The sequence below is a fragment of the Mesorhizobium sp. ESP7-2 genome (assembly GCF_020164715.1).
Classification (GTDB): Bacteria; Pseudomonadota; Alphaproteobacteria; order Rhizobiales; family Rhizobiaceae; genus Mesorhizobium.
Window position 1 is genome coordinate 76,977 of sequence record NZ_JAIUGQ010000022.1, and the last position, 16,529, is coordinate 93,505.

General features: G+C 64.0%; 13 protein-coding genes and 1 pseudogene. 4 read left to right on the forward strand and 10 right to left on the reverse strand.

Annotated elements, in window-relative coordinates:
* Nucleotides 1-10: 10 nt before the first annotated feature.
* The 7 genes and pseudogenes from LB543_RS20635 to LB543_RS20665 form a co-directional block, all read right to left on the reverse strand.
* Entirely contained in the window at nt 11-739 is a 729-nt protein-coding gene (locus LB543_RS20635) for an ABC transporter ATP-binding protein (RefSeq protein ID WP_140754836.1), read from the reverse strand.
* On the reverse strand, nt 739-2,211 hold the full coding sequence (locus LB543_RS20640; RefSeq protein ID WP_140754838.1) for an ATP-binding cassette domain-containing protein: 1,473 nt from the start codon (nt 2,209-2,211) through the stop codon (nt 739-741). Before LB543_RS20640 ends, LB543_RS20635 begins: the two co-directional genes overlap by 1 nt.
* Nucleotides 2,211-3,704 (reverse strand): annotated as a pseudogene (livM, locus tag LB543_RS20645) (high-affinity branched-chain amino acid ABC transporter permease LivM); the annotation flags it as partial. The pseudogene livM and the gene LB543_RS20640, both read right to left, overlap by 1 nt.
* Nucleotides 3,705-3,810: 106 nt before the next feature.
* Nucleotides 3,811-4,713: a branched-chain amino acid ABC transporter permease gene (locus tag LB543_RS20650; RefSeq protein ID WP_127276526.1), complete on the reverse strand. Its 903-nt coding sequence runs from the start codon at nt 4,711-4,713 to the stop codon at nt 3,811-3,813.
* A 335-nt stretch (nt 4,714-5,048) separates the two neighbouring features.
* The gene (locus LB543_RS20655; protein WP_224615364.1) at nt 5,049-6,050 is read right to left on the reverse strand and encodes a 4-hydroxyproline epimerase; all 1,002 of its coding nucleotides are present in this window, start codon (nt 6,048-6,050) and stop codon (nt 5,049-5,051) included.
* Between the two features lie 30 nt (nt 6,051-6,080).
* Nucleotides 6,081-7,400, reverse strand: coding sequence for an NAD(P)/FAD-dependent oxidoreductase (locus tag LB543_RS20660; protein WP_224615365.1), 1,320 nt, complete (start codon nt 7,398-7,400; stop codon nt 6,081-6,083).
* A gap of 66 nt (nt 7,401-7,466) precedes the next feature.
* On the reverse strand, nt 7,467-8,360 hold the full coding sequence (locus LB543_RS20665; protein ID WP_140754844.1) for a dihydrodipicolinate synthase family protein: 894 nt from the start codon (nt 8,358-8,360) through the stop codon (nt 7,467-7,469).
* 111 nt (nt 8,361-8,471) lie between these two features.
* Between LB543_RS20665 and LB543_RS20670 the strand changes: the two genes are divergently transcribed.
* Entirely contained in the window at nt 8,472-9,122 is a 651-nt protein-coding gene (locus LB543_RS20670; protein WP_224615374.1) for a GntR family transcriptional regulator, read from the forward strand.
* Nucleotide 9,123: 1 nt separating this feature from the next.
* On the opposite strand, the gene LB543_RS20675 is transcribed toward LB543_RS20670, so the two are convergent.
* Nucleotides 9,124-9,429: a hypothetical protein gene (locus tag LB543_RS20675; protein WP_224615366.1), complete on the reverse strand. Its 306-nt coding sequence runs from the start codon at nt 9,427-9,429 to the stop codon at nt 9,124-9,126.
* A 333-nt stretch (nt 9,430-9,762) separates the two neighbouring features.
* Complete coding sequence (locus LB543_RS20680) at nt 9,763-11,259, reverse strand: CoA-acylating methylmalonate-semialdehyde dehydrogenase (RefSeq protein WP_224591644.1); 1,497 nt, start codon at nt 11,257-11,259, stop codon at nt 9,763-9,765.
* A gap of 207 nt (nt 11,260-11,466) precedes the next feature.
* Between LB543_RS20680 and LB543_RS20685 the strand changes: the two genes are divergently transcribed.
* The 3 genes from LB543_RS20685 to LB543_RS20695 all read left to right on the forward strand — a co-directional run bounded on the left by LB543_RS20685 (nt 11,467) and on the right by LB543_RS20695 (nt 15,094).
* Nucleotides 11,467-12,348, forward strand: a complete 882-nt coding sequence (locus LB543_RS20685; RefSeq protein WP_224615367.1) for a LysR family transcriptional regulator — start codon at nt 11,467-11,469, stop codon at nt 12,346-12,348.
* 152 nt (nt 12,349-12,500) lie between these two features.
* Nucleotides 12,501-12,944, forward strand: a complete 444-nt coding sequence (locus LB543_RS20690; protein ID WP_140754854.1) for a hypothetical protein — start codon at nt 12,501-12,503, stop codon at nt 12,942-12,944.
* The gene (locus LB543_RS20695; RefSeq protein ID WP_140754856.1) at nt 12,941-15,094 is read left to right on the forward strand and encodes a phospholipase D-like domain-containing protein; all 2,154 of its coding nucleotides are present in this window, start codon (nt 12,941-12,943) and stop codon (nt 15,092-15,094) included. The genes LB543_RS20690 and LB543_RS20695 overlap by 4 nt, the downstream gene beginning before the upstream one ends.
* An 87-nt stretch (nt 15,095-15,181) precedes the next feature.
* On the opposite strand, the gene LB543_RS20700 is transcribed toward LB543_RS20695, so the two are convergent.
* The gene (locus LB543_RS20700; RefSeq protein ID WP_140755021.1) at nt 15,182-16,438 is read right to left on the reverse strand and encodes a D-amino acid dehydrogenase; all 1,257 of its coding nucleotides are present in this window, start codon (nt 16,436-16,438) and stop codon (nt 15,182-15,184) included.
* Nucleotides 16,439-16,529: the final 91 nt, after the last annotated feature.

A 16,529-nucleotide genomic window follows, 5' to 3' on the forward strand; every position in this document is an offset into this window, starting at 1 on the left:
TCTCCTGAACTCAGTGATGTCCGCCTTCGAGATAGGCGGCGCGCACTTCCGGATTGGCGAGCAGCTCCTTGCCGGTGCCGCTCATCGTCACATTGCCGTTGACCATGACATAGCCGCGCGTGGCGAGCTTGAGCGCGCCGAACGCGTTCTGCTCGACCAGGAACACGGTCAGCCCTTGGGTGCGGTTCAATTCGCGGATGGCATCGAAGATCTGCTTGACGATCAGCGGCGCCAGACCCAGCGACGGTTCGTCGAGCAGAAGCAGTTTCGGCCGCGCCATCAATGCGCGTCCGATCGACAGCATCTGCTGTTCGCCGCCCGACAACGTACCGCCCCGCTGGGCGATGCGCTCCTTCAGTCTGGGGAACAGCGTGAACACCTTCTCGACGTCCTCGCCATAATGTTTGAGGTTGTCGAGGCTTGCGCCCATCTGCAGGTTTTCCATCACCGTCATGCGCGGAAAGATGCGCCGGCCCTCGGGCGACTGGGCAATCCGCATGCGTGCGATTTCGTGCGTCGGCAACTGGGTGATATCGGTCCCGGCGAAGGTGATGGTGCCCGTGCGGGCGCGTGGAGCCCCGAAGATGGTCATCATCAGCGTCGACTTGCCGGCGCCGTTGGCACCGATCAGCGCCACGATCTCACCTTGCTTGACGGTGACGTTGACGCCGTTCAGCGCACGGATGTTGCCGTAATAGGTCTCCACGCCCTTGATATCGAGCAGCGTTGTCGTGGCCATCACTTGCCCCCTCCACGCTTGCCCTGAGCGGGCTTGCCTGTGCTCGCGGCCTTGCCGGAAGCATGACTGGTCGCCACCTTGCCCGCATCGACACGGCGCGAGAATTCCGTATCCTTGCCCTGGCCGAGCAGCTTCGCCTGCTTGACCCATTCCTCGCGCGCGATGCGTCCGTCAAAGGCGAGATAAGCCTCGACTGCCTCGACATCGGCCTTCTTCCAGGCGCCGATCTGGTCGAAGTGGAAGATGCCGTGCTCGTTGAGCTTCTTCTCGTTGACCGCACCGATGCCCTTGATGCGGGTCAGATTGTCGGCCTTGCCGCCACGGGGGGCAGTGAGGCGGTTCGAAACGCCTTCGGCCTTCACGGCAGGGGCCTTGGCGGCCGTCTTCCTTGGTGCCGCTTTCTTCGCAGCGGGCTTGGCCGGCGCCGGTGCGACAGGCCTGCTTGCCACGGTCGCGGCGCGGGCATCGACCTGCGCTGCCTTCGAGGCGCCTTTCGACACTGTCACGCGTTCGCCTTCGCTATGGCCGACGGTGTCGCTCACCGGCCCGGCCAGATACGACGAAGATGTTCCCGGGCCATGCGCGGAGTCGGGACCGGTATCGAGCCGTTCGATGACGTCCTCGTCGCCGACTTCGGTCAGCACGGTCTCGACCTCCTCGTCGTCGACGCCGAGATAGGCGGCGATGACGCGCGGGTCGGTGCGCACCGATTGCGGATTGCCGTCGGAGATCTTGCGGCCATATTCCAGCACCACGACATGGTCGGAAATCTGCATGACCACCGACATGTCGTGCTCGATCAAGAGGATCGAGGTGCCTGAGGACTTCTTGATGTCCATCAGCAGCTCGTTGAGCGCCGCCGATTCCTTCGGGTTGAGGCCGGCCGCCGGCTCGTCGAGGCACAGCAGTTCAGGACCGGTGCACATGGCGCGCGCGATCTCGAGCCTCCGCTGCGCGCCATAGGGCAGGTCGCCGGCCGGATCGTCGGCGCGATCGACGAGATCGGCCTTTTCCAGCCAGTGCTTGGCAAGCTCCACCGATTCGGCTGAGGCCTTGCGGTAGCCGCTGAAGCCGAACAGGCCCAGGATCGTATAGCCCGAAGCCTTCATCAGCTTGTTGTGCTGGGCGACGAGCAGGTTCTCCAGCAGCGTCATGCCCGAGAATAGGCGGATGTTCTGGAAGGTGCGCGCCACCTTGGCGCGCGCCGGGATCTCGTGGTTGGGCAGCCGTTCCAGCAGGTAGCTGGAGCCATCGGCCCGGCTGAGCGTGATCATGCCTTCCGACGGCTTGTAGAAGCCGGTGATGCAGTTGAACACTGTGGTTTTGCCGGCGCCGTTGGGGCCGATCAGCGCGGTGATCTCGCCGCGCCTGGCGGTGAAGGACAGGTCGCCGATGGCGACCAGGCCGCCGAACTTCATCGACAGATGCTCGACCTGCAGGATGGCGTCGTTCATTTGCGTGGTCGCATTCATCAGCCGTGGCCCTCCTTGGTGAAGGAGCCTGAGACAGCCCTTCGCTCCTTGAGGAAGGCGGTCGGTTCACGGCTGCCGACGAAGCCGCGCGGCTTCCACAACATGACGATGACCATGGCCATGCCGAACAGAAGCATGCGGTAGAGTTCCGGTGTGAAATCGGGCCCGAAGACCTGCTTGAGGAAGTCGAGTTCGCGCAGCGCCTCGGTGCCGCCGATCATCACCATCGCGGCGACGGCGATGCCGACCAGCGACCCCATGCCGCCAAGAACGACGATGGCGAGGATAATGGCCGATTCCAGGAAGACAAAGGATTCGGGGCTGACGAAACCTTGCCGCGCGGCAAAGAACGAACCGGCGAAGCCGCCGAACATGGCGCCGGTGGCAAAGGCCGTCAGCTTGGTGGTGGTGGTGTTGATACCGAGCGAGCGGCAGGCGATCTCGTCCTCACGCAAGGCTTCCCAGGCGCGGCCGACCGGCAGGCGCCGCAGCCGGATGGTGACGAAGGCGGTTAGCAGGCAGAGCCCAAGGATCAGGTAGTAGAGGAAGATCTTGTAGTAGGCGCTGGACGTGGCGAGGTTCAGCACCTTGGCGATGTAATTCGGGTCCGACACGTTGAACGACATCAAGCCGAAGAAGCTGACCTTGGGAATGCCGGAGATGCCGGCCGACCCATTGGTGACTTCGCGCCAGTTGATCAGCACGAGGCGGATGATCTCGCCGAAGGCGAGCGTCACGATCGCCAGATAGTCGCCGCGCAGGCGCAGCACGGGAAAGCCGAGCAGCACCCCCCAGAGCGCGGCCATGGCGCCCGCGGCGGGCAACAATATCCAGAACGACAGGCCGAAATGGGTGGCGAGAAGCGCATAGGCATAGGCGCCAATCGCATAAAAAGCGACGTAGCCGAGATCGAGCAGACCGGCGAGGCCGACGACGATGTTCAGTCCCCAGGCCAGCATCACATAGATCAGGATCTGGATGCCGAAATTATCGACCCATTTCAACGAACCCTGCAACCCTCCGGTGATCGACCAGGCGTTGAGTGACAGCACCGCGACGACGAGGATCGGGTACAGCACCAACGCCGAGATGCCCAATTTGGTGAAGTTGGCATGGATGAAGGCGCGGAAGTAATAGATCACGCAGGCCAGCACATAGATGACCGCCAGGGCACGCAGGAATTGCAGATAGCCGGCCGGTTCTGCCCCAACCCATCCGGCGAGAGAGCTGTTGAACACGAACAGCAGCACCATGGCGACGACCGCTCCGATGAAGGTCGGCAGGGTGAAGGAGCGGGATGCCACACTTGCCGGCATGAGCCCGGTGGCGACATCGGCGATCTTCTGGTTGGCCATGAAGGGCTGGCCGTAGGCGACATAGAGGAAACGCCCGACGGCGGTGGCGATCACCACCGCGGCAAGCAGGCCCCAGCGCTGCACCACGACCAGTTCGTTGGACATGTTCTGGTCGGTCTTGAGGCCGATGAACAGTACGAACAGGCCAAGCGCGATGGCGCCGGCATAGAAGCCCTCGCGCAGCGCGCGCTGCATGGGCTTGGCGACGGTGTCGCTCGCACGAGATACGGTCACGGCCATGATCTCACACCTTTTCGACTTCTGGCCGGCCCAATATGCCGGAAGGCAGGAAGATCAGCACGATGGCCAGGATCGAGAACGCGGCGACGTCCTTGTAGTCGATCGAGAAATAGGCCGACCACATGCTCTCGATGAAGCCGATCAAGAGCCCGCCGAGCACGGCGCCCGGAAGCGAGCCGATGCCGCCAAGCACCGCGGCCGTGAACGCCTTCACGCCCGGCACGAAACCGTCCGAGAAGGCGATGACGCCGTAGTACATCAGGAACAGCGTGCCGGCGACGGCGGCAAGGGCTGCACCCATGATGAAGGTGATCGAGATGGTGCGGTCGACGTCGATGCCAAGCAGTGCGGCCATCTTGCGGTCCTGCTCGCAGGCGCGTTGCGCCCGGCCAAGCGAAGTCTTGTTGACCAGGTACCAGAACACCGCCAGCAGCAAAGCGGTGACGATGACGATGATGATCTGCTTCAGCGACACGCTGACGCCGTTGATGTTGTAGACTTGGCTTACCATCGGCGGGATCGGCTTGTTGCGCGGGCCTTGCGTCACCTGGACGAAGTTCGACAGCGCGATCGACATGCCGATGGCGGTGATCAGCGGTGCCAGCCGGAACGAACCGCGCAGCGGCCGGTAGGCCACTTTCTCGATCGTCCAGTTGTAGAGGCTGGTAAGCAGCATCGCCACGATCATCATGACCAGCAGCGCGATGACCACGGGCACCGAATAAAACAGCGCGCCGAGGATGAGGAAGACGATCAGCGCCGTGAAGGCGCCCACCATGAAGATGTCGCCATGGGCGAAATTGATCATGCCGATGATGCCGTAGACCATCGTGTAGCCGATCGCGATCAGCCCATAGATCGATCCCAGCGTCAGCCCGTTGATAAGCTGCTGGACAAAGTACTGCATGTGTACATGGCTCCCCTGGAATGTCGCCCATGCAGACGCATTCCTTTTCGTATTTCCCCTAGTCGTAAAGTTTCGAGCCCGGATTGCAACGTGATTTTTTCGACCGCTCCGCGTGGTTCCAAGTCACGTCTTCCCGATCGCCCGCTTTTCGCGCCCAGCCCCTGGACTATCGCGGACCCTATCATTGGCACAACGCAATGTCTTTGACGATTGGGCTGCATCATGCGCTCCGTTTCGAAGAAATCGCCGTCAAAATTAGGTGATGAGAAGAATCGTTGCGTTCCTGACATGGTTCGTTTTTTCGTCACACTCCTTTCCGCAAGGTCAGGATTCTCCTACTTGACCACGAAACCATGCGCGAACGGATCGCGGTCGTCGATGAAGATGGTGTTCAGTCCGGTCATGCGTGCCCAGCCGCCGATCGAAGGGATGATCGCCGGCTTACCAGCCACGGTGACCTCCTTTTCGACCTTGCCCTTGAACAGCGAACCGATGATCGATTCATGGACGAAGGCGTCGCCTGCACTAAGCTTGCCCTTGGCGTGAAGCTGCGCCATGCGCGCCGATGTGCCGGTGCCGCAGGGCGAGCGGTCGATCGCCTTGTCGCCGTAGAAGACGGCATTACGGGCATCGGCTCCATCGACCGTCGGCTTGCCGGTCCACAGCATGTGCGACAACCCGGTGATGCCGGGATTCTCCGGATGAACGAAGGAATATTTCTCGTTGAGCCGCTGCCGCACCACCGGGCTCCAGGCGATGAGGTCGCCGGCGGAATAATCGGCCATGTCGCGATAGTTCGCCTGCGGTTCGACGATGGCGTAGAAATTGCCGCCATAGGCGACATCGACGGTGATCTCGCCGAGCCCGGGACATTCGACCGTCAGGCCTTCGGCGTGGAGGAAGGACGGCACATTGGTGATGCGCACCTCCTCGACATACTCGCCGACCTGCTTGTATTCGGCGATGACCAGGCCGGCCGGTGTGTCGAGCCTGAGCACGCCGGGCGTCTTCGGCTTGATCAGCCCGTGTTCGATGGCCATCGTCACCGTACCGATGGTGCCGTGGCCGCACATGGGCAGGCAACCGGACGTCTCGATGAACAGGATGGCGATGTCGCAATCCTCGCGTGTCGGCGGATAGAGGATCGAGCCGGACATCACGTCATGGCCGCGCGGCTCGAACATCAGGCCGGTGCGGATCCAGTCATATTCGGCGAGGAAATGCGCGCGCCGTTCCATCATCGTCGAGCCCTGCAGCAGCGGACCGCCGCCGGCGACCAGCCGCACCGGGTTGCCGCAGGTGTGGCCGTCGATGCAGAAGAAGGATTTCTTGGCCATGTCGCTCCTCAAGATCAAAACCCGAAAAAATCAAAATCGTTGTGGGCCGAAGGGGGCCAGATCGACGGACGAAGTCTGCCCCAGAACGAATTCCCTGATCAACCGCCCGGTTGCAGCAGCCTGGGTCAGGCCGAGATGGCCGTGGCCGAAGGCGTAGATCACCGAGCGGCTTCGCGTCGCCTTGCCGATCACGGGCACCGAATCCGGCAGCGAGGGCCGGAACCCCATCCATTCGCGCCCGCCCGAGGGATCGAGCCCCGGCAGGAATTTCTGCGCCTTCTGCAAGAGCGCTTTCGACCTGTTGAAATTGGGCGGCCGCTCGATGCCGCCGAGCTCCACGGCACCGCCGACGCGCAGGCCCGTTTCGAGCGGAGTGATGACGAAGCCATGACCGGAAAAGATCAGCTGCCGCCTGACGTCGAAGGCGCTCGTCGGCAGCGTCGTGTTGTAGCCGCGTTCAGTCTCCAGCGGAATGCGATCGCCAAGCTGCCGCGCCAGGAGGTGCGACCACGCGCCCGCCGCGACAACAAGGCGCCTGGCTTGCCTGCTCGTGCCATCGGCCAGCGTCAGCGTCACGCCGTCCTGATCCGCGGCGACACGGTCGACGCGGGCCACCTCGAATCGGGCGCCCTTGGACTGCGCGTAAGCCCATACTGCCTTGCCGAGCAGTTTCGGATCGGCGACCGTCTTCCATCCCGGCACGAAGGTGCCCTTGACGAAACGCGGTGACAACCCCGGCTGCAAGCCCGCCAGTTCTTCGCCTTCGACATGACGGAAGCCGATCCCGAAACGCTCGCGCGCCGCCCAGCCCGACAGCGAGGCGCGGAAATCGGCTTCGCTTTCGTAGAGCTCGAGCGAACCGTCCTCGCGAAGCATCGGCCGTGTGCCGGAACGATCGAGCAGATCCATCCATTCGGCTTCGGCAAGTTTCATCATGCCGGCCTGTGCCATCAGGCTCGCCTCGTATTTCGCAGGCGCGCCGGCGCGCCAGAACCGGATCAGCCAGGGCAGCAGCTTCGGCAGATAGGCCGGCGGGATGCTGAGCGGGCCGAGCGGATCGGCGAGCCATTTCGGCAGCTGCCGGATCATGCCCTTGTGCGCCAGCGGCAGCACGTCGGAAAAGGCAAAGGCAGCGGCGTTGCCGGAGCTCGTCTCCTCGCAGATGCCCGTGCGGTCGAAAACCGTGACATCCAGCCCCGCCTCGGCAAGGAAGGCAGCCGCGCAGATGCCGATGATGCCGCCGCCGACGATGGCGATGTCTGTCCCTTCTCCCCGTTCACGGCCAGAAGGTGCCCGAAGGGCGGATGAGGGGCGAATCCCCTCGTCTGTCGATTTGGACTTTCCTTGCACGTGGGCGCTGCCCCTCTTCTGGCTGCCGCCATCTTCTCCCCGCGAACGGGGAGAAGAGAACTCTCCTTAGAACTGCGGCAGCGTCGGCCGTACCGCGAGCGCATCCTTGACGATCTTCTCGACGGTCTTGCGGCGTTCGCCCGACAGCGGCATGCGCGGCATGCGCACGCGGTCATTGGTGTTGATGGCGAACACTTCGGCAAGCTTGATGTTCTGCACCAGGTAGGTCGAGACATCGAGGTCGAGCAGCGGCCGGAACCAGCGGTAGATGGCGAGCGCCTCTTCGCGGCGGCCATGCTTCATCAGCTGGTAGATGGCGACGGTCTCGCGCGGGAAGGCGGTGACCAGGCCGGCCACCCAGCCGATGGCGCCGACCGACAGCGCCTCGAAGGCGAGATTGTCGACGCCGGTGAACAGGTCGTAGCGGCTGCCCAGGCGGTTGATGATCTCGGTCGAGCGGCGGATGTCGTCGGAGGATTCCTTGATGGCGACGAAGCGCTTGTCCGATGCCAACTCCTCCATCTGGTCGACGGTGACGTCGACGCGGTAGGCGAGCCGGTTGGAATAGATCATGACCGGCAGGTCGCCGGCCTCGGCGACGGCGCGCAGGGCCGCCACCGTCTCTTCGGCGTTGGTGTGGTAGATCGGGCTCGGCACCACCATCAGGCCGTTGGCGCCTTCCTTGGCGGCGCGCCTGGCAATGCTGGCGGCCTCGCGGGTGCCGGCCTCGTTGACGGTCAGCAGCACCGGCTTCTTGCCCGCGACCTTCTGCGCGGTCTTCAGCACCTCGATCTTCTCGTCAGGCGACAGCATCGGCCCCTCGCCGAGCGAGCCGCAGACAATGATGCCGTCGCAGCCGGCCTCCATCTGCAAGCTGAAGCAACGCTCCATCTCCGCGTGATCGAGCCGGTCGTCGGCGGTGAATTTGGTCGTGACGGCGGGGAAAACTCCGGTCCACATGGCTATCTCTCCATCTGATATATCAGCCGTATATCTGTTAGGAAAGCCGCTGTCAATGCGGAATCTGTTATGATATATTTTTGATATATCAGGAGACCGCCTTTGATATCCATGGAAGCAAGCACTGTGTCCGAGCCTGCGGCGATCAAGGCTTATCGCATCCTTGAACACATGATCGTCACGCTCGAACTGGCCCCGGCGAGTTTTATCACCGAGGGTTCCTTGATCGAGCGGCTGGCGCTCGGCCGCACGCCCGTGCGCGAGGCGATCCAGCGGCTGGCCTGGGAAGGACTGCTCGACGTCAGGCCCCGTGCCGGCATTGCGATAGCGCCTCTGCATCCCGGCGACTGGCTGCGCGTGCTCGACGCCCGGCGCGGCGTCGAGGTGGTGCTCGCACGATCAGCCGCCCGCTTCGTCACCCGCGAGGCCGCCGACCTGTTTCACGAGGCCGCGCTCGCCATGCAGAAAGCGGTCATCTCGGGCAATGTGCTTGCCTTCATCCAGGCCGACAAGGCACTCGACGAGTCGCTGGCGCTGGCCGCCGACAACCCGTTCGCCGCCCGGCTGGCCGCCCCCCTGCAGACCCACAGCCGCCGCTTCTGGTTCCGCTACAAGGCGGACACCGGACTGGCTGAATCCGCCGAGCACCATGTCGCATTGATCCGCTCGATCCTGGACGGCGACGAGGAAGGCGCCGCCAAGGACGCCAAGAAACTGATGGCGCTGCTGCGCGGCCATGCCGAGGTGGCCGCGACACGCTGAGTCAAGCGCCTGGCAAAGCCGCCTTGATCGTTGGGCTGTCCCAGCCCTCGCCGACCGACAGGATGCAACTCTGGCCCTTCGTGTCGGAAGCCAGAACCGTCCAACTGCCTTGTTCCGAAACGAACACCTCGAGGACCACATTGGGGTTGATCAGGCCGCGCCCGGCTTCGCTTTCGTGGAAGTTCTCACCGAGCGCTTTCACGATATCGGCGCGCGCCGCGCATTGCCCGGCCGCATTTGCCTGAGCAGCGCCCGAGCACATCGCCATCGCCGCAACGAACATTGTCGCCATAAGACGTCGTGTCATCTGACACCTCCTTGCGCCGGACGATGCAATGCCACCGGCCGCCGTGCGGCGCTCTGGTTGTCTGCCGCGCCTCCTCCACGGCAGGATTGCAGCCCTAAGTCCTGCGAGCCTCGCCGGTTCCATCACATTAGCGTTTGCAAAACAAAAGGCCCAAGTCCGGGGACTTAGGCCTCAGGTTCAATCGATCTTCTCATCCGCCCTGCGGCGAGTAAGACCGGACGAAGAAATCGTCCGGCTAGTTCATCGTCGGAATGACGAACTCGGCGCCGTCCTTGATGCCTGCCCGCGCGCCCGCAGCCGAAGGCGAGGACGCGCAAGCAAGAAATCGTCCGGCTAGTTCATCGTCGGGATGACGAACTCCGCACCATCCTTGATGCCGGACGGCCAGCGCGAGGTCACCGTCTTGGTCTTGGTGTAGAAGCGGAACGCGTCCGGGCCGTGCTGGTTGAGGTCGCCGAAGGAAGACGCCTTCCAGCCGCCGAAGGTGTAGTAGGCGATCGGCACCGGGATCGGCACGTTGATGCCGACCATGCCGACCTGGACACGGCTGGCGAAGTCGCGCGCCGCGTCGCCGTCGCGGGTGAAGATGGCAACGCCATTGCCCATCTCATGGTCGTTGGCGAGCTTGAGGGCATTCTCATAGGTCGGCGCGCGTACCACGGACAGCACCGGCCCAAAGATCTCTTCCTTGTAGATGCGCATGTCGGGCGTGACGTTGTCGAACAGGCAACCGCCCATATAGTAGCCGTCCTCATAGCCCTGCATCCTGAAGCCGCGGCCGTCGACGACGAGCTTGGCGCCTTCCTTGACGCCGGTGTCGACGTAGCCCTTGACGCGCTCCAGCGCCTGGGCGGTGACCAGCGGGCCGAAATCGGCGGCCGAATCCGTCGACGGGCCGACCTTCAGGCTCTCGACGCGAGGGACGAGCTTCTCCATCAGCCGGTTGGCGGTGTCGTTGCCAACCGGCACGGCCACCGAGATCGCCATGCAGCGCTCGCCGGCCGAGCCGTAGCCGGCGCCGATCAGCGCGTCGACGGTCTGGTCCATGTCGGCGTCGGGCATGATGATCATGTGGTTCTTGGCGCCGCCGAAGCACTGCACGCGCTTGCCGGCCGCACAGCCGCGCGCATAGATGTACTGAGCAATCGGCGTCGAGCCGACAAAGCCGACGGCCTTGATGTCGGGATCGTCGAGGATGGCGTCGACCACCTCCTTGTCGCCGTTGACGACGTTGAGAATGCCGGCCGGCAGACCGGCCTCCAGGAACAATTCGGCGATGCGCATCGGCACGCCCGGATCGCGCTCGGAAGGCTTCAGGATGAAGGCGTTGCCGCAGGCCAGCGCCGGGGCAATCTTCCACAGCGGGATCATCGCCGGGAAGTTGAACGGCGTGATGCCGGCGACGACGCCGAGCGGCTGGCGCATCGAATACGCGTCGATGCCGGGGCCGGCGCCGTCGGTGAACTCACCCTTCATCATATGCGGCGCGCCGATGCAGACTTCGACCACTTCGAGGCCGCGCTGGATGTCGCCCTTGGCGTCGGCGATGGTCTTGCCATGTTCGCGCGCCAGGATCTCGGCCAGTTCGTCATAGTCGCGGGCGACCAGTTCGAGGAATTTCATCAGCACGCGCACGCGGCGCTGTGGATTGGTCGCCGCCCATTTGGGCTGTGCGGCCTTGGCGTTCTCGACCGCCGCGCGCAGTTCCGCCTGCGAGGCCAGCGCCACCGTGCCGCGCACGGTGCCGTCCATCGGCTGCATGACGTCCTGCTTGCGGCCGCTGGTGCCGGCGACACGCTTGCCGCCGATGAAATGACCGTAGTCGATCATGATTTCTCTCCCTTTGTTTGTGATGGCAGCATTGTCCGCCTTTGCGGCGGCGAAGGCAACGCGAGGGAGAACGCAACCGTTGTGCGAAAAATAGATAACAAGCAAGGCCTGTCCATCAATTGCCGCAAATGGTAGGGATTCTCATCATCGCTGGAATGGTTATGTTGAGTTCCGTGGCGCCCCCCTCTGTCCTGCCAGAGCATCCCCATGAATTGGGATGACGTCCGCATCTTCCTCGCCGTGGCGCGCGCCGGCCAGATCCTTGGCGCGGCGCGGCGGCTGGAGCTCAACCATGCCACCGTCTCGCGCCGCATCGCGGCCCTCGAGGAAGCCCTGAGGACGAAACTCTTCCGCCGGCTGACCACCGGCAGCGAGCTGACGCCGGCCGGCGAGCGCTTCCTCGACATCGCCGAGCGCATGGAGGGCGACATGATCGCCGCCCGCTCGACCATATCAGGCGAGGGCGACGATGTTTCCGGAACCGTGCGCATCGGCGCGCCCGATGGCTTCGGCGTCGCCTTCCTGGCCAAGCGGCTGGGCGAACTCACCACCCTTCACCGCGAACTCACCATCCAGCTCGTGCCAGTGCCGCGCTCCTTCTCACTGTCGCGGCGCGAGGCCGATATCGCGATCACCGTCGAGCGGCCGACCGAAGGCCGGCTGGTGGCGGGAAAGCTGGTCGACTATTCGCTCGGCCTGTTCGCCTCTCGCGCCTATGTCGACGCGCATGGCCTGCCCAAAACCGCCGCCGAACTCGGCCAGCACACCCTCATTGGCTATGTGCCGGACCTCATCGTCAGCCCTTCGCTCGATTATGCCGCGGAATTCAGCGCGGAATGGCGCACCAGTTTCGCCATCTCCTCGGCGCTCGGCCAAGCCGAAGCCGTGCGCTCCGGCGCCGGCATCGGCATCCTGCACACCTTCGTCGCCCGCTCGATGCCGGAGCTGGTGGCCGTCGATGTGGTCGCGCCCATCCGCCGCGCCTACTGGCTGGTCTATCACGAATCGGTCAGGCCGCTGCGCCGCGTCCAGATCGTCGCCAGTTTCATCACCAAGGCGGTGGAGCGGGAACGAAGCCTCTTCCTGTAGAAGCACCGTCACGGCAAAAACACGGCCCAGGTCCCCACACGCCGTCTTTTCCTTGCCACAAAACCAGCCAGTGTGGCATCAGGCATGCGGCCTCGGCCATGAGAGGCGGGGCGCCGGGTGGGAAATCTTTCAGAAAGCTGGCGCGGATAGATATGCGAGCCGTTCTTGCCATCCTGCCGCTGCTGTTCGTCTCCGCATGCGCCAATCCATGGACAAAAATGCCGGAAGCCGAATTGCCCAAACCGATCCGCTACGTCATGGCGCGTCCCTCGCCTTTCGTCATCGGCAATTACTGCGGTCCCGGCACCCGCACCGGCGATCTGTCGGCCCGGCCGGTCGACCGCCTCGACGCCGTTTGTCGAATCCATGACGCCTGCTACATCGCCCGCCGCAACCATTGCGATTGCGATGGCGCCCTTGTCGCCTCGGCCAGGGCAATCCGCGATGACAGGACGGCGCCCCGCAAGATGCGCAGAGAGGCGGACCTACTGATCGCCACCTTCGCCATCCCTGTCTGCAAGGTCTTTCCGCACGGGTTCATGCCGCCGCGTGACCCGGCGCAGTTGAGCGCGATGAAGGCCGGAGCCGCCGGTTGAACCTCCGCACGGCCGTCATCCTCGCCCTGTTCGGGCTCATCGCCCTTGCCGGTTGTGCCGGTACGGGCCGCAATGCCTGCGACCTCCTGGCGGGACAAGAGGCTTGCGCACGGCCCTCGCTGTCGGCCGGCACGCCCGGGCCGCGGATCGCGGCGGCGCAGTTCTTTGGTAATGACGGCGGCAGCGACTATGAAAAACGGTTCCTGGCGCTGCTCGCCAATAACCAGCTCGGCGCCATGGACCGTGCCAACGGCACCGGCCCGTTCGGGCGCAACCGCCGCGATGTCCAGAACCGCGATTTCCAGGCGACATATTCGACGCTGCGGCAACTGGCCGGACCCGTCGCCAACGCACATCTGCCGCCGGCCGGCACAGGCAGCGGCGACGGCCATTTCGACGGCCGCTGGCGGGCGTCGCGGCAGACGCTCTACATCGATGCGGCGGCGCGGCCCTCGGCCCCCAAGACTTTCGATTTCTCCGGCCTGCAGGCACGCAGCACCGAGATCGTCGTGCGCCAGGCGGGCGAGCAGCCTGCCGACATCGAAGGCACTTGCGACGGCGCATTGGCGATCCGCGCCGCCGGAGCCTCACGCACCATCTCCGCCGGCTCGGCATTTCGCTTTCGCCTGTCGGGCGGAGACGACACCGTCAGCCTGTTCCCGGGCGACAGCCTGAACCGCTGCACGGCAAGAATCCGCTCCAGCCTTGCCCCGGCCGGCGCGCCACTCATGATCCTGCGCGAAGAGACCGCGGATCCGGGGCTCTCCAGCTTCGACAGCCGCTACCAGCGCTGCCCGGTCCCCAATGGCGTCGGCCTCGACGCGCTTGAACGCGCCTTCTATGCCAGCCGCTGGCTGTCGCAGACCTGCGCCTTGCCGATCGGCGAGCCCAAGCTGCTGCGCAAGTCGAGAGACGGCTTCAACGCCAAGGTCGAGGCGCTGATGGGGGCGCCGCTGTCGGATGCGGCAATAGACAGAGGCGACCCCGAGCTGCCGCTCGATTTCTCCAGGGCGCCAAGGCTGAAGCTGATCTATCTGTCCTCGCTCGAATTCAAGGCCGACTTTTCCGGCTGCATCATGGAACGGCTGATCCGCCACCATGCAGCGCTTGGCACCAAGGTCCGCATCATGGTCACCGACGTGCTGGAGCGCGACAAGGACGACGCCATGCTGCACCGCCTGGCGGCCGAATTCCCCAATGTCGAGCTGCAGGAATATCGCTGGCAGGCAGACCATGGCGCGCCGATCGACGAACAGATTTCACAACTGCACAAAGTCCATCATATCAAGATGCTGGCGACGCTGGCGCGGGACCCCGCGCGTTCGCGCGTCATCATCGGCGGCCGCAACATCCATGACGGTTTCCTGTTCCATCAGCCGATCGACCTGTCGCGCTACCCGGACCTCGAGCAATACGGCAAGACCGACGGCTTTTCGCTGAACTACTATTCGAACTGGAGCGACTTCGACATCGAGTTCGCCGACAAGGCGACGGTCGAGACACTCGCCGCGCATCTGTCGACGATATGGCTGCGCGACGCCGACACCAACCTGGCGCGCCCCTTCTCCATCCCGGTCCACGCCGGCGGCCACCCCCGAGGCAATGCCCGGCATTTCATTTCGATGCCCTATGAGGACGACCATGCGCTGGAGGCCTATTTCGTCGAACTGGTCGACGCCGCCCAGCACCATATCCAGATCGTCAACCCTTACCTCAATCTGACGCCGAGCCTCGCCCGCGCCTTCGACAGGGCGCTCGCCCGTGGCGTCAAGATCGACATCGTCGGTCGCATCGACCTCAAGGGCGATATCGGCGGCAAGTTCCTCACCGCGCTCAACAAGCTGTTCGTCGAGAAATATGGCGACCGCATCGACATCCGCGAGTTCAAGGCACCCGACGTGGTGCTGCATTCCAAGATCATGATGATCGATGAAAGGCTGGTCGCCATCTCCTCGGTCAACCTCAACAACCGCAGCTTCTTCCACGATTCGGAGAACGGCATGATGGTGCTCGACCCCGCCTTCTACGCCAGGATGAAGCCGGTCTATGACGACTACCTCGCCCACTCGAACCCGGTTTCCACCAATGTGATGATCCCGTGGGCCTACCGGCTGCTGTTCGACGAGGCCTGGGTCAGGCAGGCGTTCTGATGCATGTCGCCCAAAGGTGGCCCGGTTTTGGGGCGACGACATGCGTCAAAGCAAAGAACAATGCGAGTCGGCCAGACGCGCGGGCGGCTATTTCAGATAGCGCTCCTGCGCCAGGGCGCGCACGTCGATGTCGGGCACCCGGTTCGAGATGATGTCGGCCAGCACCTTGGCCGAGCCGCAGGCCATGGTCCAGCCGAGCGTTCCATGGCCTGTGTTGAGAAAGAGGTTGGAAAGTTCGGTGCGGCCGATCAGCGGCGGTCCGTCCGGAGTCATCGGCCGCAGCCCGCACCAGAACGTCGCCTCGCGCATGGCGCCGGAGCCGGGAAAGAGATCGCCGACCGAGTGTTCGAGGGTGCGGCGCCGCGATTCGTGCAGCCTGAGATCGAAACCGGAAATCTCGGCCGTGCCGCCGACGCGGATGCGGTCGCCGAGCCGGGTGATCGCGACCTTGTAGGTTTCGTCCATCACCGTCGACACCGGGGCCAAGGCGGCGTCCTTGATCGGCACTGTTATCGAATAGCCCTTGACCGGATAGACCGGGATCGGCCGCTTCATCCGGCGCATGAAGCCCGCCGAATAGCTGCCCAACGCCATGACGTAGGCATCGGCCCCCTTCCAACCCTTGCTGGTGCTCAGGTTGGCGACCCGATTGCGACTGCGGATGACGCGCCAGATCGTCACGTCGTATTCGAACTTGACACCGCGCGCCACGCAGAGCTCGGTCAGCTTGTCGGTGAACATCTTGCAGTCGCCGGTCTCGTCATGCGGCAGCCTGAGACCGCCGACGAACTTCTCGCGCACCCCGGCCAGCGCCGGCTCGGCCGCGACACAGCCGTCCGGATCGAGGACTTCATAGGGCACGCCATATTTCTTCAGCACCTCGACATCGCCTGACGTGCCGTCGAGCTGCTTTTGCGTGCGAAACAGCTGCAGCGTGCCCTGGGTCCGCTCGTCATAAGCAATGCCCGTTGCTTCGCGCAGCGCCTTCAGCATGTCACGGCTGTATTCCGCCAGCGGCACCATGCGCGATTTGTTGATGGCGTAGCGCTCGGCGGTGCAGTTGCGCAGCATCTTGACCAGCCATGTCCACATAGGCGGGTCGAATGCCGGCCGCACCACCAGCGGGCCATGCTTCATCAAGAGCCACTTGATCGCCTTGAGCGGAATGCCGGGGCCGGCCCAAGGCGAGGCATAGCCGGGCGAAATCTCACCGGCATTGGCAAAGCTGGTCTCCAGCGCCGGGCCTTTCTGGCGGTCGATCACCGTCACCTCGTGGCCGGCCTCGGCGAGATAGTAGGCCGTGGTCACCCCGATGACGCCGCTGCCCAGCACCATGATCTTCATCATTCACTCCTTACGCCATGTCCTTCACGCCGATGGACACGGCAGCATCTGCGATTTGCGCACGATCACCGGCGAAAATCGATTCGTCTTC

Excerpts from the sequence above, each read along its gene's own strand:
- LB543_RS20670 (WP_224615374.1), top strand. The coding sequence starts at position 8,472 with ATGGAAGCAAGCACTGTGTCCGAGCCTGCGGCGATCAAGGCTTATCGC.
- LB543_RS20655 (WP_224615364.1), bottom strand. The coding sequence starts at position 6,050 with ATGGCCAAGAAATCCTTCTTCTGCATCGACGGCCACACCTGCGGCAAC.
- LB543_RS20665 (WP_140754844.1), bottom strand. The coding sequence starts at position 8,360 with ATGTGGACCGGAGTTTTCCCCGCCGTCACGACCAAATTCACCGCCGAC.
- LB543_RS20640 (WP_140754838.1), bottom strand. The coding sequence starts at position 2,211 with ATGAATGCGACCACGCAAATGAACGACGCCATCCTGCAGGTCGAGCAT.
- LB543_RS20685 (WP_224615367.1), top strand. The coding sequence starts at position 11,467 with ATGAATTGGGATGACGTCCGCATCTTCCTCGCCGTGGCGCGCGCCGGC.
- LB543_RS20650 (WP_127276526.1), bottom strand. The coding sequence starts at position 4,713 with ATGCAGTACTTTGTCCAGCAGCTTATCAACGGGCTGACGCTGGGATCG.
- LB543_RS20680 (WP_224591644.1), bottom strand. The coding sequence starts at position 11,259 with ATGATCGACTACGGTCATTTCATCGGCGGCAAGCGTGTCGCCGGCACC.
- LB543_RS20700 (WP_140755021.1), bottom strand. The coding sequence starts at position 16,438 with ATGAAGATCATGGTGCTGGGCAGCGGCGTCATCGGGGTGACCACGGCC.
- LB543_RS20675 (WP_224615366.1), bottom strand. The coding sequence starts at position 9,429 with ATGACACGACGTCTTATGGCGACAATGTTCGTTGCGGCGATGGCGATG.
- LB543_RS20690 (WP_140754854.1), top strand. The coding sequence starts at position 12,501 with ATGCGAGCCGTTCTTGCCATCCTGCCGCTGCTGTTCGTCTCCGCATGC.
- LB543_RS20635 (WP_140754836.1), bottom strand. The coding sequence starts at position 739 with ATGGCCACGACAACGCTGCTCGATATCAAGGGCGTGGAGACCTATTAC.